Raw genomic sequence first — 20,837 nt, forward strand, 5'->3', positions numbered from 1 at the left:
TCTGCGTTATGGCACTGTCATAATTGACCTTTGCGCTGTCATATTCGCGAAAGGCGACTGCTCTCCCCACGCGTTTTCGAGCTCGTTCCGGAGGCCTCTTCGAGCCCCCCGGATAACGCCGCGACTCTATTTCTTCAGTCCCGCAACATACGCCGCGAGCTTGTCCAGCGTCTGGTAGCCATATTCGACCGCGCCGAAGCCGATCATGCCGTCGCGCTGCTCGGTGCTCGAGGCCAGTTGCCGCATCATCAGCACCGTCTTGCCGTTGCTCTGCTCGGCAAAGGTGACGGTGAAGCGGAACATGCCGGGATCGTCGTCCTGATCGACACCGTGGTCCATCTCCATCAATGACGGCCGCTCGATGCGGCGGAAGCGCATCCGGTTCGGATAGACCGTGCCGTCGGGACCGATCATGTTGAAGCGCCAGACGCCGCCGACGCGAACGTCGATCTCGAAGGTCTCGACCTTGAAGCCTTTCGGTCCGAACCATTGCGGCAGATGCTTCGGGTCGGACCATGCCTCGAACACCAGATCGCGCGGCGCGTCGATCACACGCGACATCACGATCTCGCGGTCGAGCGACCATTGCGACAGAGCGGGATTGGCAGAATTCGTCATGACTCGGTACCTTTCTTTTTCGTTGTACGCGACAGCCGTTTGGCGGCCGCCCTCTCCTGCTTCAGCTTCATCACATAGGCCTCGAACCGGTCGAGCCGCGCCTCCCAGATCGCGCGCTGCTGCTGCAACCAGTCTTCCGCGCCGACAAGCGCGTCCGGGCTGAGCCGGCAGGTGCGCACCCGGCCGGATTTCTCCGACTGGATCATCCCGCTCACCTCCAGCACGTGGATGTGTTTCATGAAGCTCGGCAGCGCCATGTCGAAGGGATCGGCGAGCTCGCCGACGGAGGCTTCGCCGGCGCACAGCCGCATCACGATCGCCCGCCGCGTGGGATCGGCGAGGGCTGCGAAGATCTGATCGAGTCGGTTCAATTGGTTAGCCATGAAGCTAACTATAAGACCCCGAGCGATGGGTGTCAACAATTGTTAGCTGAGCGGCTAAGTTACGCCCCGTAGCCCACAACGCGGAACCCACAACGCGCAATCGTGAATTGGGACCTCGCGCCCTCCCCGTTAAAACAGGGTCGGGGGCGCACCAGCATCAGTCATCCGAGCACGTGCCGCCTGTTGTCATCTCATCCCCGATCACCCGGCGAACGCTCGCCCGGGCAGCGCTCATTCCTCTTGCGATCGCGCTTCGCTCGCGGCGCGCATCCGCGGATTCCGACATGATCGCGCAGATGCGCGACATCGTCGCCGCCGAGCTCGCGCCGACCGCGACGCCGGACCATCCGGGCGGCGTTGCCGCCGCGCTCTATGCCGGCCGCCATGTCGAGTTCTTCAACTATGGCTTTGCCGACGACACGACACGCCGGCCGGTGACACCGGACACGCTGTTCAACCTCGCCTCCCTGCGCAAGCCGTTCGAGGCGACGCTTGTCGCGCTCGGGACACTTCGCGGCGAGCTGCGGCTCGACGATTCCTTGCAAAAATACCTTCCGGAGCTCGATGGCGACTACATCCGCCGCGTCACCGTCGGCGAGCTCGTCACCCACACGTCAGGGCTGCTGCTGCCGACCGACCATCCGCCCTGGCCGGACGAGCAGTTTTCGCGCCCGCAGTTCATCGAGATGCTCAACGCCTGGAAACCGCAGGCTGGCGAGCAGCCCGGCAAGCAACGCATTTACAGCCATGCCGGCTACGTGCTGCTCCAGCTCGTGCTCGAGAATTGCTACCGCACGCCGATCGCAACCCTCTTCGAGCAGCGCATCCTCAAACCGCTCGGCATGACCGCGACCTCCGTGCCCGAGCGGGGCGAGGACAACCGCGCCATCATGGACGCGCCCCGGATGCAGCGCGCGGTCCAGGGCTATTCGGATCAGGGCATGGCGATCGGCCCAATCGGCAAACAGCAGAGCTATTTTGACTTCTCCGGCACCGGCCAGATGTTCTCGTCAGCGCGGGATCTTTCGACCTTCGTTGCGGCCTGTGTCGATGGCCGCTCGGTCGACCCGCATCTGCGCGAGGCGCTGCGGATGACGCTGCACGAGACCTTCCGCGTCGACAGCAAATTCGGACAAGGGATGGCCTGGGAAACGGTGCATCTTCCCGATGTCACCGTCGTCGACAAGCCGGGCGGCCTCAACAACGCCTCCGGCTATCTCGGCCTCGTGCCGGCGCGGCGGATCGGCATCGCGCTGCTCGCCAATCGCGGCGAATATCCGCACGAGATCGCACGCTACAGGATCCTTCCCGCACTGGCGCATCTGATCGCGTCGCACGGCGGCTGAGCTTCACAAGAGAAAGCCCCGGCCAGGCCGGGGCTTTCCACGCCAGATTCGGAACGGGATGAAGCTCAGTATCTGGCGACGACGGGTCCGCCGAACTTGTAGTTCACGCCAACGCGCACGATGTTCGACTTGAGGTCGACCGAGTGGGTGTAGACGTTGCTCGGGAATGGCGACGTTCCGGCAAAGGCGACCAGATTGGTGCTGGTCGCCGTGGCGCGGCCGAGATCGACGTAGAGATATTCGGCCTTGAGCGACCAGCCTCCGCCGAACGCATATTCGGTGCCGACGCCTGCGGTCCAGCCGACGCGCGTGTCGCGGATCGTTCCGGATTCGGCCGCCCCACCGCCGAAGGTGTCGGTGAAGTTGAAATTGGCCTTCACCTCCGAGATGGCCGCGCCGCCCGTGGCATAGAGCAGCCAGGTCGGAGCCGCCAGGAAACCGATGCGGCCACGAATGGTGGCAAGCCAGTCGGCCGAGACCGATGATGACACGGTAAAGCCGCTCGGAGCACAGCAGGGATAGAGCCCCGAGCCGGTCGCGCTACCCTTGAAGCCGAAATAGTTGATGTCGCCTTCGAGGCCGAGCACGGCATGATTGACTTGCCAGTTATAGCCGGCGGTGAAGCCGCCGGTGACGCTGGAGCTGTTGACGCTCTGGGCGCCGACCGTGGCGATGGCGGGGACGCTGCTGGTGGCAAAATAGCCGGTCGGCGTCCAGACGGTCGAGGTGGTCGGGTCGGCGCTGCCCCACTGCCCGCCGACATTGCCGCCGACGTAGAAGCCGGTCCAGTTATAGGCCGGCGCCATCGCGGGCGCCTTGGTGTATTGCGCCGCAAGGTCGGCGGCCTGCGCGGATGCGGTGCCGAGCACAATCGAAGCGACCGCAAGCAAGAACTTGTTCATTCCAGTCTCCATTCCCCCACGCGATTGATCTCGCGTTCTCGATACGCGCAGGCGGGAGCCATCCGGCGCAGATGGGGAATAGGCGGAGCACCGCCCGCGCGTCTCGGCCTGTCGCGCGGTTCGTAGGGACTGTGACGCAATCGGTGACTTATCGCGCAAGTCGTGTGACGAGTGTGACCTGGGCGCCACGCATCGTACCTGCCGCAGTGACGCGCGATGCAGACCAGCGGCGCGTCGCGACAAGATGCATGCGAATCCGCGCGCCGTTTCAGACCGAGCGCGTCAATCCGCCGTCGACGCGGATGTTCTGGCCGGTGATGTACGCCGCGCCGTCGGACGCCAGGAACGAGATCGTCGCGGCGATCTCCTCGACCTTGCCGTAACGCTGCATCGGCACGCTGTCGCGGCGCGCGTCGGTTTGCGGCAGGCTGTCGATCCAGCCCGGCAGCACGTTGTTCATGCGGATGTTGTCGGCGGCATGGGTGTCGGTGAAGATCTTGGTGAAGGCGGCAAGGCCGGCGCGGAACACCGCGGAGGTCGGGAACATCGCGCTCGGCTCGAACGCCCAGGCGGTCGAGATGTTGATGATGGCGCCGGCCTTCTGCGCCTGCATCGCCGGAGTCACCAGCCGGGTCGGACGGATGACGTTGAGCAGATAGGTGTCGAGGCCGGTGTGCCATTGCTCGTCGGTGATCTCCGTGATCGGCGCGCGCGGCCCGTGGCCCGCGCTGTTGACGAGCACGTCGATGCGGCCCCATTTGGCGAGCGCGCCGTCCACGAGGCGCTTCAGATCGTCGTTCGACTTGTTGGAGCCGGTGACGCCGAGGCCGCCGAGCTCGGCCGCCAGCGCCTCGCCCTTGCCGGAGGACGACAGGATCGCGACGCGAAAGCCGTCGGCCGCCAGCCGCCGCGCAGCCCCTGCCCCCATGCCGCTGCCGCCGGCGGTGACGAGTGCGACCTTCTCTGCTGCCATGACCGTTATCCTTGCGATGGTGTTGAGGCGGGCCGCAGGCCCGGCCTATCATGGGCCTTCTACCGCCGGACCTGCCGGCAGGTCCATCGCCCGAAGGCATCCGTCATGAGCGAATTGCAGATCCGCAACCTGCGCCCGGAGGAGATCTCCCTCGCCATCGACTGGGCCGCGGCCGAAGGCTGGAATCCGGGCCTGTCGGATGCCGCCTGCTTCGCGGTTCCCGACGCGCAAGGCTTCCTCGTCGGCGAGATCGACGGCGAGCCGGTCGCGACCGTCTCCTGCGTCAATTACGATGACCGTTTCGCCTTCCTCGGCTTCTACATCGTGCGCGCCGATCTTCGCGGCGCAGGCCACGGCCTGCGCATCTGGAACGCGGCGATTGCGCATGCGGGGGCCCGCGTGATCGGGCTCGATGGCGTCGTGGCCCAGCAGGACAACTACAAAAAGTCCGGCTTCCAGCTTGCTTACGCCAACATCCGCTACAGCGGCATCGTCGCCGTGCCACCAGCACCTGCCGCTGTCGCCACTCTCGACAAGGTCCCGTTCGCGCTCGTTGAAGCGGATGATGCCACGGTGTTCCCCGCCAAGCGGAGCGCCTTCCTGCGCGCATGGATCAGCGCGCCCGGACATGTGGGCCGCGCGCTACTGCGCGATGGCAAGCTGGCCGCATGGGGCGTGATCCGCCCGTGCCGAAGCGGCTACAAGATTGGTCCGCTCGTCGCCGACGATCGCGCCGCGGCAGAGAAGGTCGCGCAGACCTTGCTGGCAAGTGTGGGAAACAGCGAAATCTTCCTCGACGTCCCCGCCGTCAACCACGACGCGATCGCGCTCGCGGAGTCGCTCGGGCTGAAGCCGGTGTTCGAGACGGCGCGAATGTATACGGGGCCAATCCCGCCGCTGCGGATCGACCGCGTCTTCGGCGTGACCAGCTTTGAGCTGGGTTAGCTGCGCGGCAGCTCAGTAGCAGCGCATGATGTTGACGGTGTGCTCGCCGCCGCCGCGGCCGGGCACCGTCACCTGCTCGGTCGGGCAGCTCGGCACATAGGGCCGGTCGGACGGCACCACGTTCGGCGGGAAGCGATGCGCCCAGTCCCAGGGCACGTCATAGGTGTAGGTGTAGCGCACGTCGTTCGAGGGCGGCTGCCCGGCATCGCCGAAGGGCTGGCTGTACGTCGCACCGTCGTAGAAGAACCCGCCTCCGCCCGGCCAGTAGACGAAGGGATTGTTGCGACGGTGGAAGCGCGCCCCTGGCGCGATCGGCGGACGTGCTGCGGCCGGCGGCACGGCAGCGCCGACCACACCATGCGGGGCGGCACCGCCGGCTCTGGCAAAACTGTCGCTGGGGCTAAGGAGCAGCGCGGCCGCGCTGAGCGAGGCAAATAGCGCCGCAAGGGATCTGCCATGTGATCTGGACATCATGATACGCACCAACTCGTTTGGCTTCGCGATAGCTCCCCACTACACGCTAGGCCGGGCCGTCGGCCCGCCGCAAACGTATTATTAATTATTGGTTAAGACACGGGATTAACGGGGAACAGGCTGCGGCAGAACGCCCGGGATCGCCGCCATTTCAACGCTTCGTTCCCCGGAATGCCATTCATAACCAGTTGATCGGAGTTGATCGCACGGGCCGGATATGTCCGGAACGCTCCCCCATTGCATCCGTTGGCCCCCTCCAGAAGCAAGGAGCATCTTCAATGCAGAACAAGTCAAAACTCCTCTGCCTGATCACGGCATCGCTCATCGCGGGCACGACGGCTGCCTCGGCGCAAGGCTACGGCTGGAATGGACCGCGCGCCGGCTGGGATCGTACGGCGCCGGCCTATGAACCGGCGCAGCCACGCGCGTACTATCCGGACACCATCGGGCCGTATGGCGCGCTCAACGGCAGCAACCATCCGGCGCCGAGTTCGACCCAGGGCGATGTCGGCCCGGAAGGCAACAACAACGGCACGCTGACCGGCATCTATCGCAGCTGGTAAAAATTCCGCAGCGAGGCCCATCGTCCTTTCCGCGACGATGGGCCTTCGTGCGTCAGTGCTGTCTCAATGCTCCTGGAACTGCTTGCGCAGCCACTCGAGCATGTCCTGCGTATTTCCGGTGCCCTGGGTCACGATCGCGGTGTTTCCGCCGCTGCGCCGGTAGACCGTGGTGCGCCCGGGCTCCTTCTCGATCCTGACTTCGGCCTGCGCCGGATCGCCGCTTTGCGTGATGACCGAGGTCCCGTTCTCGTCCTGCACCACCGTGGTGTGACCGTCGGCCGCGCCGGCCGGTGCCGCCGCGATCACGCTCATGAGTCCTATTCCGGATGCGAGTAGCAGCAATCTCATGTCACACCTCCATCATCTGCCGAACTGGAAGATCGCCAGCCAGTTGAAACGTCCGAACTGCCTCACCGCTCCCGTGTTCATGTCGCCGATCTGAAGCAGGAGCGCATTGGTGGCATTGCCGATCTGGGTGATGTCGGCGGTGTTGCTGAGGCCGGACTGACCGACCGCTACGTTGGTCGTGCCGCCGACCTGGATCACATTGGCATAGTTGCGCGTGCCGTTCTGGATGATGGTCGCATCCACCGTTCCCGTCCCGCCGAACTGGATCACCCGGGCGATATTGATCTGGCTGTTCTCCTCGATCGTGACGGGCTGAAGGTCGTTGCCGAATTGCACGATCGTATCGATTCTGACGTTCCGGTCCGTCACGCTGCGCAGGACGGATGCGGCCGGCGCCTGCGTCGACGTAGCGACGGCGGCCAGCAACGCCGCAACAGCCACAACTCGCTTCAACACATCTCTGCCATACCGCATCGCGCTTCCCCGCTGGTTCCCGACGCCGATGAGTTCGCGCGCGATTTACGGACCGGTCTGGACGATGGTCGAGTTGTTGACCGCGCTGAATTGCATCACCGCGCCTGAATTCATCGCGCCGAGCTGCGACACCAGGCTGGTCGCCGACTGGCCGGCCTGGCCGACGAAGGCAAGATTGATCGTTCCGGTCTGGCCGACCGATGCCGAATTCGTCCCGCCGAATTGCAGCACGCCGGTGGCATTGTTGGTGCCGTTCTGGGTCACCGTCGCGCTGGTGCTGCCGCCGACCATGAACACGCCCGCCATGTTGAGCTGACTGTTCTGGTTCAGCACGACCGGCGGCCCGCCGACCGACACGATGGTCTTGATGTCGGCGGTCTGGGCGCCGGCTGATCCGGCGCCGACCGAGCACAGAGCGAGCATCACGGCACCCGCGCTTCGCAAAGGATGTTTCATGACATGCCTCACCACTTCCGAATCGCTCACGGGGTCTGCTGGAGAATCGTCGAGCCGTTCAGGATTCCGAGCTGCCCGACGCCAGCCGTGTTGTTCGCGCCGATCTGGCCGATCAGGCTCGAATTGGAGCCGCCGACCTGGCCGGCCAGCGCCGTGTTGGACGCCGTCGCGGTGGTGCCGCCCTGCCCGATCACCGAGGTGTTGACGGTCAGCAGCGAGCCCGTCTGCAAGGTGGTCGCCGTATTGGTCGCGCCGAACTGCATCGTCGTGGCGCTGTTGCTGGTCGACCCGCTCTGCGAGATGAACGAGTTGTTGGTCGTGCCGAACTGCAGCACGCTCGCCGAGTTGCCGGCCTCTGCATCGACGGCCGTCAGCGCACCGAGCGCCGCAACCATCGCAACGAGATAGGTGATCCGCATGTCATTTCCTCCAGAATGGCCCGGACGCACCGCAACCGGATGCGCCCGGCCAAACAGTACGTGGGTCAGTGCGCCGTCTGCGAGACGGAGCTGCCGTTGACGCCGAACACGCTGAGCTGGCCGACGGCGGCGGAGTTGTTCTGAAGCGCGGCAGGCCCGAACGAGTTCTGGGTGATCGCGCTGCCGTTGTTGCCGAACGCCACCTGGCCGGTGGTCGCACTGTTCTGCACGCCGATCTGGTTGACCGTGCTGGCGTTGTTGAGCGAGGCCGCGCTGGTCCCCTGCATCGTGGTCGCATTGTTGACGATGCCGAGCTGGCTGGTCGACGAGGTGGAGTTGGTGAGACCTTGCTGCGAGACGCTCGAACCGTTCACGAGGCCGACCTGCACCGTGGTCGAGGTGTTGGCGGCGTGAGCTGCGGAGGACAGGGCGAGCACGGCAACGGAAGCAAAAAACAATTTACGCATGGAGTATTCCTTTCTGGCCAAGTTGTCTGACTGGGGTGGGATGCCGGTCCTGAATGCGACTGACATCGTGGGAATACTCTGAACCGATCATGTGCCGCGCGACAGACTGCAGTTCATGCTAGTCGGTACGGACTAGACGTTGCGCGGTATGAGCGCCCGCAAGCCGCACGATGCGCGGCTAACCCGCACCGGCGCGCGGCGCCTCCGCTTCGCGTCCCATGCTGTCGATCAGCCGCACCACTTCGATCGGCGAGCGCAGCTCGAGCTTTCGCATCATCCGGGCGCGATGGACCTTCGCCGTCACCTCGCTCACGCCAAGCTTTGCCGCGATCTGCTTGGCGACGAGCCCTTCCGCCATCAGCATCATGATCTCGCGCTCGCGGCTCGTCAGCGTCTCGACGCGTTGCCGGGCGTCGCGCACGGCGTCCTCGCGCTCCATCCGCCTGCGATCGCGCTCGATGCCGTGCCTGATCGCGTCGAGGATCTCCTGCTCGCGAAAGGGCTTCGGCAGAAACTCGACCGCGCCGCGCTTCATCGCCTCGACCGAAACACGGACGTCGGAGTAGCCGCTGATGAAGACGATCGGAATGAACACGCCCTTCTCGAGGAGCCGGCGCTGCAGCTCGAGACCGGTCGGCGATGTCCCGGGAAAGCGAACGTCGAGCACGAGGCACGAGGGCCCGCCGGAAAGACTCTCGGCGAGAAACGCGTCGGTCGACGCAAACAGCTTCACCTGGTGACCGGTCTCCTCACAGAGACTTCCAATCGCATTTCGAATCTGGACTTCGTCGTCAACGACATAAACCGTGGCTTGACCTGAATTCATTGCAATAAACTCCCCGGCTTGGGGCTCGATGGGCGAGCAGCGAGCCGTCCATTCTTCTTGCAAGCGACAACAAGGTGCTTGGATGAATTCGCGGGAATCGAACAATCGGCGTCCGTCCGCCGGTTCGACGTCTTAGGGCCAATGCTCGCCGGAAGCGAGTGAAGGCGTTCACACATCGAGCTTCGTGATTGCAGGGAATCTCGTCGCGCCTCAGGCGGCACCACGGCGAGGCGCGTCATCGCGAATGTGACGATCCGGTATCGTGGCCGCAGCGTCGCCAACTGCGTCATGGCATTGCTACCCATGTGCCGGCTGGACGCCAGCGACCGGCAACGTCAGCCGGATCATACGGGACGTTCAGTCAGCTTATCGAGTTCGATACCGCGCGCACCGTATCGATACGACGGGTATGCATTTTCGGCAAATCACGAAAGGTCGCACCCGCGGACTTTACTTCTGGATCGTGCTGCGCACCCGACCGTCGCCCCGACGAGAACGACATACTGACGATCGATACTACCTTAGATAATTTACAACCATAGCGAGCTTACCATTTTTTCCCTGCCGCCAACGAAGCCATTTCAACCAGGCGGGTTTTGATATGCGATTTGTGCCAGCAATTGCCTTGCTCGGAACTGCATGCAGCCTCGCCGCGATCTACACGGCAGGGCCGACCGTCATCGCCGGCGCCGCCGGAAGCGCAGCAGACAAGGCGGCTCACGCCTACGACCAGACCAGACGGCTGCTCGTGCCCGGCGGCCGCGAACCGTCGACCTTCGGGTCGGATGCGCCCGTATTCCGCTATGCCGCGATCCAGCGCGGCAGCATCGAGCAGACCGTCACCGTCACCGGCGCCCTGCAGCCGGTCAAGACCATCGACGTGGGTTCCCAGCTGTCCGGGCAGCTCGCCCGCGTCTATGTCGACTTCAACGACACCGTCGCCAAGGACCAGCCGCTCGCGCTGATCGACCCACGCAGCTTCGCGGCCAAGGTCGACGAAGCCAGGGCTTCGCTCGCGGTCGCCAATTCGCTGGTCGACATCGCGCGCGCCAAGCTCGATCGCGCCAGGATCGATCTGCAGAACGCCAAAGGCAGCCGCGACGTGCTCGCCGCCAAGCTCGAGAGCGCTCAGGCGGTCAAGAGCTCGGCGCAGAAGACTCTGCAGCGCAAGCTGGCGCTGCAGTCGCAAAACGTGGTCGCAACGACGACGGTCGACGACGCCCAGACCGAGTTCACCGCGCGTCTCGCCCAGGAGCGCGAGGCGGAGGTCCTGATGTCTCTCAACTCCTACTCGGTGGATGGGGCGCAGGCCGATGTCCGCCGCATCGAAGCCGAGCTGCAACAGGCCCGCATGGCGGTGCCGGAAAAGGCGGCCGTTCTCGCCGCCGCCCAGGCCGATCTCGACCGCACCGTGATCCGCTCGCCGATCGACGGCGTCGTCGTCGGCAGGTTCGTCAACGAGGGCCAGACGCTCGCGGTCGGCCTCGAGGCGCGCACCACCTTCGTCGTCGCCCACCGCCTCGAAGACATGGAGATTCATGCGCAGGTCGATGAAGCCGATATCGGGCGCATCGCCCCCGGACAGCGCGCCCATTTCACGGTCGATGCCTACCCCGACCGCCGCTTCGAGGCCGTGGTGCGGCAGGTGCGCAAGGCGCCGCAAACCCAGCAGCACGTCGTCACCTACACCGTCGTGCTGTCGACCTCCAATCTCGACGGCGCGCTGCTGCCCGGCATGACGGCGCTGGTGAAGATCGTGATCGAGCGGCAGGACGACGTGCTGAAAGTGCCGCTCGCAGCGCTGCGGTTCCAGCCGTCCGGCACGCGGCCGGACCCGGCCGGCGCACGCAGCGGCGTGTGGGTGCGGACCGCCAGCGGCGCGCTCCAGCGCATCGCGGTGACGGTCGGCGCGGCCGGCACCGAACAGGTCGCGCTCAAGAGCGGCGATCTCGTCGAGGGCAGCCAGGTCGCCGTCGGCCAGGCGATCCGGCCGGCGGGGATGGAGTTTCTCGGAATCAGGTTCGGATCATGACCGCCCTGCCCCTCATCAGCCTCCGCTCCGTGTCCAGGACCTATCGTACAGACGGAATAGCAGTGACCGCGGTGCGCAACGTCAGCTTCGACATCGCGCAGGGCGAGATCGTCGCCGTGATGGGACCATCGGGCTCGGGCAAGTCGACGCTGATGAACATGATCGGGCTGCTCGACCTGCCGAGCGAGGGCGCGATCCATTTGGAGGGAGCCAATGTCGCCGAGCTCTCGGAAGACCGCCGCTCGTCGCTGCGCGCCCGCAGCATCGGCTTCGTGTTCCAGTCGTACAACCTGCTCGCGCGCCACAATGCGATCGAGAACGTCGCGCTGCCGCTGGTCTATTGCGGCATCAGCCGCAAGGAGCGTCTCGCGCGCGCCGAGCAGAGCCTTCAGGCTGTCGGCATGCTGCACCGGGCCCATCACTTCCCGCGGCAGCTTTCCGGCGGCGAGCAGCAGCGCGTCGCGATCGCGCGGGCGCTGATCGCCTCCCCGCTGATCGTGCTCGCGGACGAACCGACCGGCGCGCTCGACAGCCGGACCGGCGCCGAGATCCTGGCGCTGTTCGCAGCCCTCAACCGGACCGGCCAGACCATCGTGATGATCACGCACGATCCCGGCATCGCGACGCAGTGCCGGCGCACGATCCGCCTGCATGACGGCGAGCTCGTGAGCGATGAGACCGTGGCGGAGCTGCTGCCGAGACGGAGCGCTGTGTCATGACGATGCTCCAGGGGTTTCAGATCGCCTTGCACGCCCTGCGCCTCAATCCGCTGCGCAGCTTCCTCACCATGCTCGGCATCGTGATCGGCGTCGCCTCCATCGTGACCGTGTTCGCGATCGGCTCCGGCGCGCAGCTTCGCCTGCAGGAACAGATCCGCTCGATTGGCGCCAATGTGCTGATGATCACGCCGGGCGCGGTCTATCAGGGCGGCGTACGTCTCAAGGAGGGTAGCAAGCTGACGATGACCGAGGGCGACGTGCAGGCCATCCTCGAGCAGATTCCGGAAATCCAGGCCGCCGCCGGCTCGCTTGCCGGAACGGCGCAGGTCATCCACGAGGGCAAGAACTGGAACACCACGATCAACGGCACGACCACCGGCCACTTCATGGTGCGCGACTGGCAGCTCGCCTCCGGGCGCTACTTTTCCGGCGCGGAAGAGTCGGGCGCCGGCAAGGTCGTGATCCTCGGCAGCACCGTCGCGCGCGAGCTGTTCGCAGCCGGCGACGACCCCATCGGCGCGCAGATCAGGATCATGAAGGTGCCGCTCGAAGTGGTCGGCGTGCTCGATCGCAAGGGCCCGGCGCAGGACGACGTCGCCTTCGTGCCGCTCAGCACGGCCAAGCTCCGCTTCCTCGGCAGCGCGAGCAACATCAACCGGGATTCGGTTGCCTACATCATCGCCAAGGTGGCCGCGGACGGTCAGATGGCGGGCGCGCGAGCGGAGATCGAAAGCCTGCTGCGGCAGCGCCACCGCATCCCTGCCGGCCAGGAGGACGACTTCAAGGTCCAGGATCCGGCCGCCGCCATGGAAGCGCAGCAGGGCGCGATCCGTACCGTGGCGCTCCTGCTCGTCGCCATCGCCTCGGTCTCGCTGCTCGTCGGCGGCATCAGCATCATGAACGTGATGATCGTGTCCGTCACCGAGCGCACGCGGGAGATCGGCATCCGCCGCGCGCTCGGCGGACGGATGCGGGACATCCGCCTGCAGTTTCTCTGCGAGGCTCTCGTGCTCTGCCTGCTCGGCGGCGCCATCGGCGTCGCCGGCGGAATCACGCTCTCGATGACGGTCGCCCGCATGGCCGGATGGGTCACTTCGATCGACAGCGAGGCAATCGGCCTTGCCCTCGCCTTCTCGATCGCGACCGGACTCATCTTCGGGTTTTATCCAGCCCACAAGGCATCCAGGCTCAGCCCGATCGAGGCGCTCAAGACGGAGTGAGACGATGCCGGGGGCGGCCACATCAACGACAAGACGAGGGAGGAGCCAGTCATGAGCCCGGATGCGAAGGATTCGATCATACCGACACCGCGCGAGCGTGAGCTGATGATGCTGATCGCGCGGGGGCTGCAGAACAAGAACATCGCCTACGAGCTCAAGATCTCGGAGAACACAGTGCGGGCGCATATCGGCAACATCATGCGCAAATACCGCCTCCAGAACCGGACCCAGATCGCGATCATCTATGCGCTCAAGACGGCCCCGCTTTCGCTGCGGCGCGATCTCACCAGGAACGGGGCCGGCCCGCCAACGGTCAAGCCGGCACAGGCGCTGGCGCAGACTCCGCGGCTGCCGACCGCGCCGGAATAACCACAACCCCTTGCGCAGCCCGTCGGGCAAAACACCCAAGCCCGGGGTCAAGAGAGCAGCATCGAAATAATTCTCTTTATTCGAATTCGGTTTTTTGTTAGACATTTTCTCATTCCGGCCCAAGGAAGAGGGGCGTATCGCGATCGTCACACACGCGGGCCGGATGGCGGTGGACGCGGGTCACATCGGCACGATTGGTTTTGCGGGGCGGGCAACCGTGAGCGAAGTCGTCGCGCCAGCGACAGGTGTGATCAGCGTACGGCAAAATCGTGTGGTCCTGACGCCCGGGGTCTGTGCGTCAAGTCTTGCGGTGATGCTGCGGCCCGACCGGGCCCGCGCATCGGTGATCTGCACGGCGACGGGGGCAATAGTGCATCGCTCCCCGGGGAGATCACGACATAAGCCGTAAAACCACTGCGCAGGGAAGGCCGGATGTTTGGCTTCACCTGTATGCCGCTGTGCAAATTCTTTGTAGCCACCTTTCGCACAGTGGACCGTGGGTGCCCGGCCGGCACCCGGTCTTCCCTGCGCCCTCTTTCATTGGGGGCAGCCAAGCAAAGCTCGGGCGAAATGAGCCGCGAGGATGCGAAGGTATGTCTGCGAATGGCAAATGCGAATTGAAGAAGCGATGCAGCCACCACGTCATTGCGAGGAGCCCTTGCGACGAAGCAATCCAGAGTCCCTCCGCAGAGGCACTCTGGATTGCTTCGCTGCGCTCGCAATGACGGTGTTGCGACAGGTTGAGCAAGATATCTCCACAACGTCGTCCTGGCGAAAGCCAGGACCCATTACCCCGGTCAGCGTGGTCCTGGCGCGACTTGGCCACCAGCGGTCGCGACAACGCAGTTCGGTGGCTATGGGTCCTGGCTTTCGCCAGGACGACATCGAGGGTGTTGCCGCATCCCCAGCCCTCTTGCCCCGCGCAAACAGCCTCTTGTAACAAAACTGTCATACAGCAAAACTAAACGATTGCCGGGGGCCGCGGTCGGCGGCCATGCCGCCTCACCGCCAGGAGATTTCCATGCGCCGCTCACTGCTGTTGCTGTCCGCCGGACTGACAGTGCTGTCCACCGGACTTGCTTCCGCCCAGAACAATACCCCCCGCAACCTGATCCTGTTCATTCCGGACGGTCTGCGCGCGCTGAAGGTCACGCCCGAGACGACGCCGGCGATGGCCGAGGTTCGCGACAAGGGCGTCAACTTCAAGAATCCGCACTCGCTCTTCCCGACCTTCACCATGGCCAACGGCTCGGCGATGTCGACCGGCCATTATCTCGGCGACACCGGCGTTTTCTCCAACACGATCTGGACCAACTACACTTCGGTGCCGGCCGGCGACACCGTGGTCCCCTTCATCGAGAACGACGCCGTGCTCGGCGACATCGACGAGCATTTCAAGGGCGACTATCTCAACGAAGAGACCATTTTGAAGATGGCCCGCGACAAGGGCCTCAGCACCGCGGCGATCGGCAAGGTCGGTCCGACCTACCAGTTCGACCACACCGACAAGCCCGAGAAGCCGGGTCTGCATTCGGTCGTGTTCGACGATTCCACCGGCGGCAAGAACGGCGTGGCGCTGTCGGACGAGGTGAAGGCGGCGCTGACCAAGGCGGGCCTGCCCCTCGCCACGCCGCCGCGCGGCGACAATTCCAAGGCGGGCGATGCCAAGACGCCGGGCACCACGGTCGCCAATGTCGCGCAGCAGGCCTATTTCGCCGACGTCGCCGCCAAGGTGGTGCTGCCGATGTTCAAGGCGCGCAACAAGCCGTTCGTGCTGGTGTTCTGGTCGCGCGATCCCGACGGCAGCCAGCACAATACCGGCGACAGCCTCAACCAGATCCTGCCCGGCATCAACGGGCCGACCTCGATGGCCGGCATCAAGAACGCCGACACCAACCTCGCCCAGCTCCGCAAGGCGCTCGACGAGCTCGGCCTCACCGCCTCGACCAACATCATCGTCTCGGCCGACCACGGCTTCTCGACCATCTCCAAGGAGAGCAAGACCAGCCCCTCGGCCAAGGTCAGCTATGACGACACGCCGAAGGACTTCCTGCCGATGGGCTTTTTGGCGATCGATCTTGCCAAGGCGCTCGACCTGCCGCTGTTCGACCCCAACGACAAGAATGCGAAGATCGAGGGCAACAAGCATCCCAAGGCCGGCAACGGCGTGCTCGGCAAGGATCCGGAAAAGCCCGACCTCGTCGTCGCCACCAATGGCGGCTCGGACCTGGTCTATCTGCCGAACAAGGACAAGAAGCTGGCGGCGAAAACCGTCAAGGCGCTGCTCGAGCAGGACTACGTCTCGGGCCTGTTCGTCGACGACTCCCTCGGGCGCTTCCCCGGCACCCTGCCGCTGTCGAGCATCAATCTGCGCGGCAAGTCGGCGACGCCGACGCCGTCGATCGTCGTCAACTTCCGCTCCTATGCCAGCGATTGCGGCGAGGCGCCGACCAACTGCTCGGTGCAGGTCGCCGACACCGTGCTGCGCCAGGGCCAGGGCATGCATGGCAGCTTCAGCCGCGGCGACACCATGAACTTCATGGCCGCCATCGGTCCGGACTTCAAAGCCGGCTTCGTCGACGAGCTGCCGGTCAGCAATGCCGACGTCGGCATGACCGCGGCACAGCTGATGGGCCTGCGCGGCGCGCAGAACGGCGGCCTGGTCGGCCGCGTGATGTCGGAGGCCCTGCCCAATGGCATCGTGCCGAAGGCCTACAAGGCGGTCGAGAAGTCGAAGATGTCCGAGAACGGCCTTCAGACCGTGCTCAACGTCCAGCGCGTCGGCAGCCAGCGCTATTTCGACGCCGCCGGCTTCCCCGGCCGCACGCTGGGCCTCGAGCTTGAGGCCGGCAAACAAAAAACGGCGGGGAAATAACCCCGCCGCTTCGCTCGCGCCCCGCAAGGGGCGCGACAATCTGGTTTTTGTTTTAACGCGTTTTCTTCACGCGAACCGGTATCCACTTCGCTCGAAAACGCTATGAATATTACATGCCGATGTCGAACACGTTCGGCAGTTGGCCCGCCAGGGGCAGCGCGGTGGCGCCGAGGAACGTCGCCACCATCGCCGCCAGGCGACGGTTGTTCTGGCGCTTGCCGCGCATCTGGCCGGCGATCCACTCCAGCATTTCGCTGTTGACCTTGGAGGCGTAGGACGGCGCCCAGCTCTCGATGTCGGTATCGGCCGAGAGCGCGACGCTGCGCGGCGGCACCTTCAGGCCCGAGGCGCTTGCGGCATAATGGGCGACGGCCTTGGCGAGCAGGTCGTCGAAGCGGCCGCCATCGGTGCGCTCGGTCGCGGCCTCGTTGATCTCGAACAGGACTTCGGCCTCGGTGCGGCTGACCGGCTGATCGTTGACGGCGGTGGCGGTCAGGATGCGGGCGCACCAGGCGGTGTCATCGGCATCGAGCGAGCGGGAAAAATGGACCCGGCCCTTGGTGGTCGGGCCTTCGCCCGTGATCACGCCGTCGCGTACGATGGAGAGTGCATGGGCCGCGGTATCGCGGCAGGACGGTTCGAGGGACGGCGACTCAACGGACTTAGGCGCAGCGGCAGACATAGTTCACTTCCAGATTTCTTCCGATCGGCCAGCATTTTCATGCTGGCGTAAAGGGGTGGTTAATGATTCGATACGGGGATCGCGACTTTTCTCAATGGTTGCCGATTAGTCGCTACGAGGACCATTTCGGTTCCGGAGAGCGTCGGGCGAGCGTGATGCGGGTCATAAGAGGCTTTATCGCGGCAATCGAGACCGCGAGAGATGTTTCGCCGCAGGCGCGGCTGTAACAGAAAAGTGCTAGAAGATCGGCTCTTCAGAGAAGGAATTCACATTTTACTTCAAGCGGTTCAGTCAGCGTTCACTTAGCCTCGCCAAGCCCCTATACTGACGGCGACGGCCAGAGACTAATTCTCAAGTAAATTCAATGCGATGAGGTAGAACCATGACACTTCCGATCGGCACCACCGCCCCCGACTTCGAAGCCGAAACCACCGAAGGGAAGATCAAGTTCCACGACTGGATCGGCAACAGCTGGGCCCTCCTGTTTTCGCACCCCAAGGACTTCACGCCGGTTTGTACGACCGAGCTCGGCGTGCTCGCCAAATTGAAGCCGGAATTCGACAAGCGCGGCGTCAAGCTGCTCGGCCTCTCCGTCGATCCGATTGATCGCCACGCCAAATGGGCCGAGGACATCAAGGAGACGCAAGGCGCGGCTCCCAACTATCCGCTGATCGGCGACACCGACTTCAACGTCTCGAAGCTGTACGAGATGCTGCCGGCCTCGACCTCGGGCGATCCCCTCACTCGCACCCCGGCCGACAACCAGACCGTCCGCAACGTCTTCATCATCGGGCCGGACAAGAAGATCAAGCTGGTGCTGGTCTATCCGATGACCACGGGCCGGAACTTCCAGGAGATCCTGCGCGTCATCGACTCGCTCCAGCTCACCGCCAAGCACCGCGTCGCCACCCCGGCCGACTGGTCGCAGGGCGAGGACGTCATCATCGCGGGCTCGGTCTCCAACGACGAGGCGAAGACGATCTACCCGCAGGGCTGGAAGGAGCCGAAGCCCTACATCCGGATCGTGCCGCAGCCCAAATAACCGACTGTCATCCCGGGGCGATGCGTCAGCATCGTACCCGGGATCTCGAGATTCCGGGTTCGGTGCTTCGCACCGCCCCGGAATGACTGTTGCGAATTACGCCGCGTGCACGCGGTCGAGGAAGCTGTCGACCTCGGCCTTCAGATGCAGGCTCTCGCCCGACAGCGCCTGGGCAGAGGCGAACATCCGGCTCGACGTCTCGCCGGTCTCGCTCGCGCCCTTGGCGGCGTGACGGACATTGACCGCGACATCGGCGGTGCCGGACGCCGCAGCGCGAACGCTGGCCGCGATGTTGTGGGTGGCGCTCCGCTGCTGCTCGACCGCAGCCGAGATCGAGCCGGCGATGCTGCTGATGCGCTCGATGGTCTGGCCGATCCCCTTGACGGCGGTAACGGACTCCTCGGTCGCAAGCTGCATGCTGGCGATCTGGTTCGAGATCTCCTCGGTCGCCTTCGCGGTCTGGCCGGCGAGCGTCTTGACCTCCTGAGCCACCACCGCAAAGCCGCGGCCGGCATCGCCGGCGCGCGCGGCCTCGATGGTGGCGTTCAGCGCCAGGAGGTTGGTCTGCTCGGCGATGGAAGTGATCAGCTTGACCACGTCGCCGATGCGCGAGCCCGCCTCGGAGAGCTGCGCGATACGCTGGTCGGTGGCCTCGGCCTGTCGCACCGCCTCGGCAGAGATTTCGTTCGACTCCTGCACGCGGCGGGTGATCTCCGAGATCGACTGGGACAGTTCGTCGGAGGCTGAGGCCGCCGAGCGGACATGCTCGGAGGCGTCCTCGGAGGCCCCGGCCGACCGCGCCGAGAGATCGGCGGTGGAGCGCGCGGTGTCGGTGAGTTGCCGCGCGGCCCGTTCGAACTCGCCGGAGGAGCTCAACACCTTGTCGAGGATGCCGCCGACGCTGCCGCGGAACTCTTCGACGAAGTTGCGCAGCTCCGCCTTGCGCTGCTCGGCCGCGGCCGCCGTGGCCGCCGTCTGCTCGCTGCGCAGGCGCGCCCGCTCCAGCGAATTGCTCCTGAACACCGCGACCGTGCGGGCGATCTCGCCGATCTCGTCGGCGCGATCCTCGCAATCGATCTCGACGTCGCTCTGGCCGTTGGCGAGCGCCGTCAGCGAGCGCGTGACCGAGGTGAGCGGCCGGGTGACGCGGCGGACGATCAGCAGGGTGAGGACCAGGACCACCAGCGCGGCAAGTCCAGCGGCAGCGGCCATGCTCGATATTGCCTGGGTCAGCATGCTCTCGAACTGGGCCATGGGGATGCCGACATACAGGATGCCGGCAACCTTGCCGGCCGCGTCCACGATCGGGAAATAGGCGGTCATGAACGACTTGCCGAACAGGACGGCGGGGCCCTTGTAGGCCTCGCCACGGCGCAAGCCGGCCTGCGCCGGATGATCGGCGGCAAGCTGGGTCCCGACGGCGCGGTCGCCGTTCTCCTTCTTCACGTTGGTCGAGCGTCGCACAAACTGCCCGCTCGCATCGTCGAACACGAACAGGGTCGCATTGCCGCCGACATAGGACACCGCCCGATCGACGATCGCATGGTCCTTGAAGTCGGGCATCTTGGGAACCTCGGCACGCACGACCGCGCCATCCCTCACCGTGATCTTCACGTCCGGAGCCGACTCGGCAAAGGCCAGCGCAAGGGTGCGCAGATTGACCTCGATGTCGCGCAGCGCGCGATCATTGAAAGCGGACGTGAGCGACCAATAGCCGGCGCCGACCACCAGCGCCGTGTTGACGGCGATCAGCAGCACGGCAGACAGGACAGCCTTGGTGCCGAGCTTGAACTGCGGCAGGAACCTTGCCGTTGAAAGTTTGGACATGAATGGAATGACCCCCGTAATTCTTGCATAATCGTGCAATCGGCTTACGGCCGCATTAACGACGGTTCACAGCGCTGCAGCCGGCATCCTTTCCAAATCGTAAACGAAGCCCCTCCTGACCACGCCAAGCGCGCCGCCCGTCATCGTCTGGTTTCGCGATGACCTCCGCCTGTCCGACCTCCCGCCCTCCATGCTGCCACGAAGTCCGCCGCACCGGTGATCTGCCTCTACATCCTCGACGACACGGTCGGGCGAGCGCCGGGTGGCGCGGCGCGCTGGTGGCTAGCACAATCACTCTCCGGGCGCTCGGCACCGAGATCGCCGCGCGTGGCGGATCGCTGATCCTGCGCCGGGCGGAGCTGCGGCCAGGGTGATCCCCGACCTGGCGCGCGAGAGCGGCGCCCGCGCCGTTTACTGGAACGGGATCGCGCAGCGCGGCCGCACCGGCTATCCGATCGTCGATCATGCGAGGGGACGCGAGCGCGCGCTGCCTACGCAAAGATCCGCAAAGGTTGAGCGTTGCTTTGACACAATTGTGAAACCAGCTATCGTCATCGCTCCATACAAACCGTGGGGGACGATATGGACGACGAGAAGCCGATCACCGAACAGGCGATGGAGACGATGACCACCGCCGTGGAAGCAACCAAGGACGCCGCAGTCACCGCCGTCAAGACGGTCAGGAAAGCCGCCAAGAAGGTTGCGAAGAAAGTAGCGCCCAAGAAGGCAAAGAAGGCCAAGAAGTCCTCGAAGAAGACTGCAAAGAAGTCGGCAAAGAAAGCCGCCAAGAAGACCGCGAAGAAGGTGGTGAAGAAATCCGCGAAGAAGGCCGCCAAGAAGAAAAAGAAGGCCAAGAAGTCCAAGCGCTGATCACGGC

At 64.9% G+C, this 20,837-nt stretch carries 23 protein-coding genes and 1 pseudogene; 11 read left to right on the top strand and 13 right to left on the bottom strand.

The window, feature by feature from the left end; all coding sequences use genetic code 11:
• Positions 1-126 precede the first annotated feature (126 nt).
• Both ACVJ19_RS33790 and ACVJ19_RS33795 read right to left on the bottom strand, forming a co-directional pair.
• Positions 127-618 (bottom strand): SRPBCC family protein, encoded by a 492-nt coding sequence (locus tag ACVJ19_RS33790; RefSeq protein WP_453953413.1) that lies wholly within the window; start codon positions 616-618, stop codon positions 127-129.
• A complete protein-coding gene (locus ACVJ19_RS33795; RefSeq protein WP_453953414.1) occupies positions 615-1,001 on the bottom strand; it encodes an ArsR/SmtB family transcription factor in 387 nt (128 codons plus the stop codon). Before ACVJ19_RS33795 ends, ACVJ19_RS33790 begins: the two co-directional genes overlap by 4 nt.
• Before the next feature lie 284 nt (positions 1,002-1,285).
• Here ACVJ19_RS33795 and ACVJ19_RS33800 point away from each other — a divergent pair, with 284 nt between their 5' ends.
• Positions 1,286-2,347: a serine hydrolase gene (locus ACVJ19_RS33800; RefSeq protein ID WP_453953415.1), complete on the top strand. Its 1,062-nt coding sequence runs from the start codon at positions 1,286-1,288 to the stop codon at positions 2,345-2,347.
• A gap of 65 nt (positions 2,348-2,412) precedes the next feature.
• Here ACVJ19_RS33800 and ACVJ19_RS33805 read toward each other — a convergent pair whose 3' ends face one another.
• Both ACVJ19_RS33805 and ACVJ19_RS33810 read right to left on the bottom strand, forming a co-directional pair.
• A complete protein-coding gene (locus tag ACVJ19_RS33805) occupies positions 2,413-3,249 on the bottom strand; it encodes an outer membrane protein (RefSeq protein WP_453953416.1) in 837 nt (278 codons plus the stop codon).
• Between the two features lie 268 nt (positions 3,250-3,517).
• Positions 3,518-4,222, bottom strand: coding sequence for an SDR family oxidoreductase (locus tag ACVJ19_RS33810; protein ID WP_453953417.1), 705 nt, complete (start codon positions 4,220-4,222; stop codon positions 3,518-3,520).
• Positions 4,223-4,327: 105 nt separating this feature from the next.
• On the opposite strand from ACVJ19_RS33810, the gene ACVJ19_RS33815 reads away from it, so the two are divergent.
• Positions 4,328-5,167 (top strand): GNAT family N-acetyltransferase, encoded by an 840-nt coding sequence (locus ACVJ19_RS33815; protein ID WP_453953418.1) that lies wholly within the window; start codon positions 4,328-4,330, stop codon positions 5,165-5,167.
• 12 nt (positions 5,168-5,179) lie between these two features.
• Here ACVJ19_RS33815 and ACVJ19_RS33820 read toward each other — a convergent pair whose 3' ends face one another.
• Positions 5,180-5,641, bottom strand: coding sequence for a hypothetical protein (locus tag ACVJ19_RS33820; RefSeq protein ID WP_453953419.1), 462 nt, complete (start codon positions 5,639-5,641; stop codon positions 5,180-5,182).
• Positions 5,642-5,919: 278 nt separating this feature from the next.
• Here ACVJ19_RS33820 and ACVJ19_RS33825 point away from each other — a divergent pair, with 278 nt between their 5' ends.
• Positions 5,920-6,204 (top strand): hypothetical protein, encoded by a 285-nt coding sequence (locus ACVJ19_RS33825; protein ID WP_453953420.1) that lies wholly within the window; start codon positions 5,920-5,922, stop codon positions 6,202-6,204.
• A gap of 63 nt (positions 6,205-6,267) precedes the next feature.
• On the opposite strand, the gene ACVJ19_RS33830 is transcribed toward ACVJ19_RS33825, so the two are convergent.
• From ACVJ19_RS33830 to ACVJ19_RS33855, 6 genes are all read right to left on the bottom strand, one after another.
• Entirely contained in the window at positions 6,268-6,552 is a 285-nt protein-coding gene (locus ACVJ19_RS33830) for a hypothetical protein (RefSeq protein WP_453953421.1), read from the bottom strand.
• 12 nt (positions 6,553-6,564) lie between these two features.
• Positions 6,565-7,008, bottom strand: a complete 444-nt coding sequence (locus ACVJ19_RS33835; RefSeq protein WP_453955264.1) for a curlin — start codon at positions 7,006-7,008, stop codon at positions 6,565-6,567.
• Positions 7,009-7,071: 63 nt separating this feature from the next.
• Complete coding sequence (locus tag ACVJ19_RS33840) at positions 7,072-7,482, bottom strand: curlin (protein WP_453953422.1); 411 nt, start codon at positions 7,480-7,482, stop codon at positions 7,072-7,074.
• A gap of 26 nt (positions 7,483-7,508) precedes the next feature.
• Positions 7,509-7,901 (bottom strand): curlin, encoded by a 393-nt coding sequence (locus ACVJ19_RS33845; RefSeq protein WP_453953423.1) that lies wholly within the window; start codon positions 7,899-7,901, stop codon positions 7,509-7,511.
• A 65-nt stretch (positions 7,902-7,966) separates the two neighbouring features.
• On the bottom strand, positions 7,967-8,368 hold the full coding sequence (locus ACVJ19_RS33850) for a curlin subunit CsgB (protein WP_453953424.1): 402 nt from the start codon (positions 8,366-8,368) through the stop codon (positions 7,967-7,969).
• 178 nt (positions 8,369-8,546) lie between these two features.
• Complete coding sequence (locus ACVJ19_RS33855; RefSeq protein ID WP_453953425.1) at positions 8,547-9,194, bottom strand: response regulator transcription factor; 648 nt, start codon at positions 9,192-9,194, stop codon at positions 8,547-8,549.
• A 601-nt stretch (positions 9,195-9,795) separates the two neighbouring features.
• On the opposite strand from ACVJ19_RS33855, the gene ACVJ19_RS33860 reads away from it, so the two are divergent.
• The 5 genes from ACVJ19_RS33860 (at position 9,796) to ACVJ19_RS33880 (ending at position 16,409) form a co-directional block, all read left to right on the top strand.
• On the top strand, positions 9,796-11,226 hold the full coding sequence (locus ACVJ19_RS33860) for an efflux RND transporter periplasmic adaptor subunit (protein ID WP_453953426.1): 1,431 nt from the start codon (positions 9,796-9,798) through the stop codon (positions 11,224-11,226).
• A complete protein-coding gene (locus ACVJ19_RS33865; protein ID WP_453953427.1) occupies positions 11,223-11,945 on the top strand; it encodes an ABC transporter ATP-binding protein in 723 nt (240 codons plus the stop codon). Before ACVJ19_RS33860 ends, ACVJ19_RS33865 begins: the two co-directional genes overlap by 4 nt.
• Entirely contained in the window at positions 11,942-13,165 is a 1,224-nt protein-coding gene (locus ACVJ19_RS33870) for an ABC transporter permease (protein WP_453953428.1), read from the top strand. Before ACVJ19_RS33865 ends, ACVJ19_RS33870 begins: the two co-directional genes overlap by 4 nt.
• A 51-nt stretch (positions 13,166-13,216) precedes the next feature.
• The gene (locus ACVJ19_RS33875) at positions 13,217-13,534 is read left to right on the top strand and encodes a response regulator transcription factor (RefSeq protein WP_453953429.1); all 318 of its coding nucleotides are present in this window, start codon (positions 13,217-13,219) and stop codon (positions 13,532-13,534) included.
• A 1,021-nt stretch (positions 13,535-14,555) separates the two neighbouring features.
• Positions 14,556-16,409 carry an alkaline phosphatase family protein gene (locus tag ACVJ19_RS33880; RefSeq protein ID WP_453953430.1) on the top strand — a complete coding sequence of 618 codons (1,854 nt, stop codon included), beginning with the start codon at positions 14,556-14,558 and terminating at the stop codon, positions 16,407-16,409.
• A 109-nt stretch (positions 16,410-16,518) separates the two neighbouring features.
• Here ACVJ19_RS33880 and ACVJ19_RS33885 read toward each other — a convergent pair whose 3' ends face one another.
• Positions 16,519-17,091 (bottom strand): hypothetical protein, encoded by a 573-nt coding sequence (locus ACVJ19_RS33885; RefSeq protein ID WP_453953431.1) that lies wholly within the window; start codon positions 17,089-17,091, stop codon positions 16,519-16,521.
• A 382-nt stretch (positions 17,092-17,473) separates the two neighbouring features.
• Here ACVJ19_RS33885 and ACVJ19_RS33890 point away from each other — a divergent pair, with 382 nt between their 5' ends.
• Positions 17,474-18,133: a peroxiredoxin gene (locus ACVJ19_RS33890; protein ID WP_453953432.1), complete on the top strand. Its 660-nt coding sequence runs from the start codon at positions 17,474-17,476 to the stop codon at positions 18,131-18,133.
• 96 nt (positions 18,134-18,229) lie between these two features.
• Here ACVJ19_RS33890 and ACVJ19_RS33895 read toward each other — a convergent pair whose 3' ends face one another.
• Complete coding sequence (locus tag ACVJ19_RS33895) at positions 18,230-19,960, bottom strand: methyl-accepting chemotaxis protein (RefSeq protein WP_453953433.1); 1,731 nt, start codon at positions 19,958-19,960, stop codon at positions 18,230-18,232.
• Positions 19,961-20,075: 115 nt separating this feature from the next.
• Here ACVJ19_RS33895 and ACVJ19_RS33900 point away from each other — a divergent pair.
• A pseudogene (locus tag ACVJ19_RS33900) lies at positions 20,076-20,387 on the top strand (deoxyribodipyrimidine photo-lyase); the annotation flags it as partial.
• Positions 20,388-20,542: 155 nt separating this feature from the next.
• Positions 20,543-20,830, top strand: coding sequence for a histone (locus ACVJ19_RS33905; RefSeq protein ID WP_453953434.1), 288 nt, complete (start codon positions 20,543-20,545; stop codon positions 20,828-20,830).
• The last annotated feature ends 7 nt before the right edge of the window (positions 20,831-20,837 follow it).

Source organism: Bradyrhizobium sp. USDA 376 (assembly GCF_054063675.1).

Coding starts and splice junctions, on each gene's coding strand:
- ACVJ19_RS33790 (WP_453953413.1), bottom strand. CDS start 618: ATGACGAATTCTGCCAATCCCGCTCTGTCGCAATGGTCGCTCGACCGC.
- ACVJ19_RS33795 (WP_453953414.1), bottom strand. CDS start 1,001: ATGGCTAACCAATTGAACCGACTCGATCAGATCTTCGCAGCCCTCGCC.
- ACVJ19_RS33800 (WP_453953415.1), top strand. CDS start 1,286: ATGATCGCGCAGATGCGCGACATCGTCGCCGCCGAGCTCGCGCCGACC.
- ACVJ19_RS33805 (WP_453953416.1), bottom strand. CDS start 3,249: ATGAACAAGTTCTTGCTTGCGGTCGCTTCGATTGTGCTCGGCACCGCA.
- ACVJ19_RS33810 (WP_453953417.1), bottom strand. CDS start 4,222: ATGGCAGCAGAGAAGGTCGCACTCGTCACCGCCGGCGGCAGCGGCATG.
- ACVJ19_RS33815 (WP_453953418.1), top strand. CDS start 4,328: ATGAGCGAATTGCAGATCCGCAACCTGCGCCCGGAGGAGATCTCCCTC.
- ACVJ19_RS33820 (WP_453953419.1), bottom strand. CDS start 5,641: ATGATGTCCAGATCACATGGCAGATCCCTTGCGGCGCTATTTGCCTCG.
- ACVJ19_RS33825 (WP_453953420.1), top strand. CDS start 5,920: ATGCAGAACAAGTCAAAACTCCTCTGCCTGATCACGGCATCGCTCATC.
- ACVJ19_RS33830 (WP_453953421.1), bottom strand. CDS start 6,552: ATGAGATTGCTGCTACTCGCATCCGGAATAGGACTCATGAGCGTGATC.
- ACVJ19_RS33840 (WP_453953422.1), bottom strand. CDS start 7,482: ATGAAACATCCTTTGCGAAGCGCGGGTGCCGTGATGCTCGCTCTGTGC.
- ACVJ19_RS33845 (WP_453953423.1), bottom strand. CDS start 7,901: ATGCGGATCACCTATCTCGTTGCGATGGTTGCGGCGCTCGGTGCGCTG.
- ACVJ19_RS33850 (WP_453953424.1), bottom strand. CDS start 8,368: ATGCGTAAATTGTTTTTTGCTTCCGTTGCCGTGCTCGCCCTGTCCTCC.
- ACVJ19_RS33855 (WP_453953425.1), bottom strand. CDS start 9,194: ATGAATTCAGGTCAAGCCACGGTTTATGTCGTTGACGACGAAGTCCAG.
- ACVJ19_RS33860 (WP_453953426.1), top strand. CDS start 9,796: ATGCGATTTGTGCCAGCAATTGCCTTGCTCGGAACTGCATGCAGCCTC.
- ACVJ19_RS33865 (WP_453953427.1), top strand. CDS start 11,223: ATGACCGCCCTGCCCCTCATCAGCCTCCGCTCCGTGTCCAGGACCTAT.
- ACVJ19_RS33870 (WP_453953428.1), top strand. CDS start 11,942: ATGACGATGCTCCAGGGGTTTCAGATCGCCTTGCACGCCCTGCGCCTC.
- ACVJ19_RS33875 (WP_453953429.1), top strand. CDS start 13,217: ATGAGCCCGGATGCGAAGGATTCGATCATACCGACACCGCGCGAGCGT.
- ACVJ19_RS33880 (WP_453953430.1), top strand. CDS start 14,556: ATGCGCCGCTCACTGCTGTTGCTGTCCGCCGGACTGACAGTGCTGTCC.
- ACVJ19_RS33885 (WP_453953431.1), bottom strand. CDS start 17,091: ATGTCTGCCGCTGCGCCTAAGTCCGTTGAGTCGCCGTCCCTCGAACCG.
- ACVJ19_RS33890 (WP_453953432.1), top strand. CDS start 17,474: ATGACACTTCCGATCGGCACCACCGCCCCCGACTTCGAAGCCGAAACC.
- ACVJ19_RS33895 (WP_453953433.1), bottom strand. CDS start 19,960: ATGTCCAAACTTTCAACGGCAAGGTTCCTGCCGCAGTTCAAGCTCGGC.
- ACVJ19_RS33905 (WP_453953434.1), top strand. CDS start 20,543: ATGGACGACGAGAAGCCGATCACCGAACAGGCGATGGAGACGATGACC.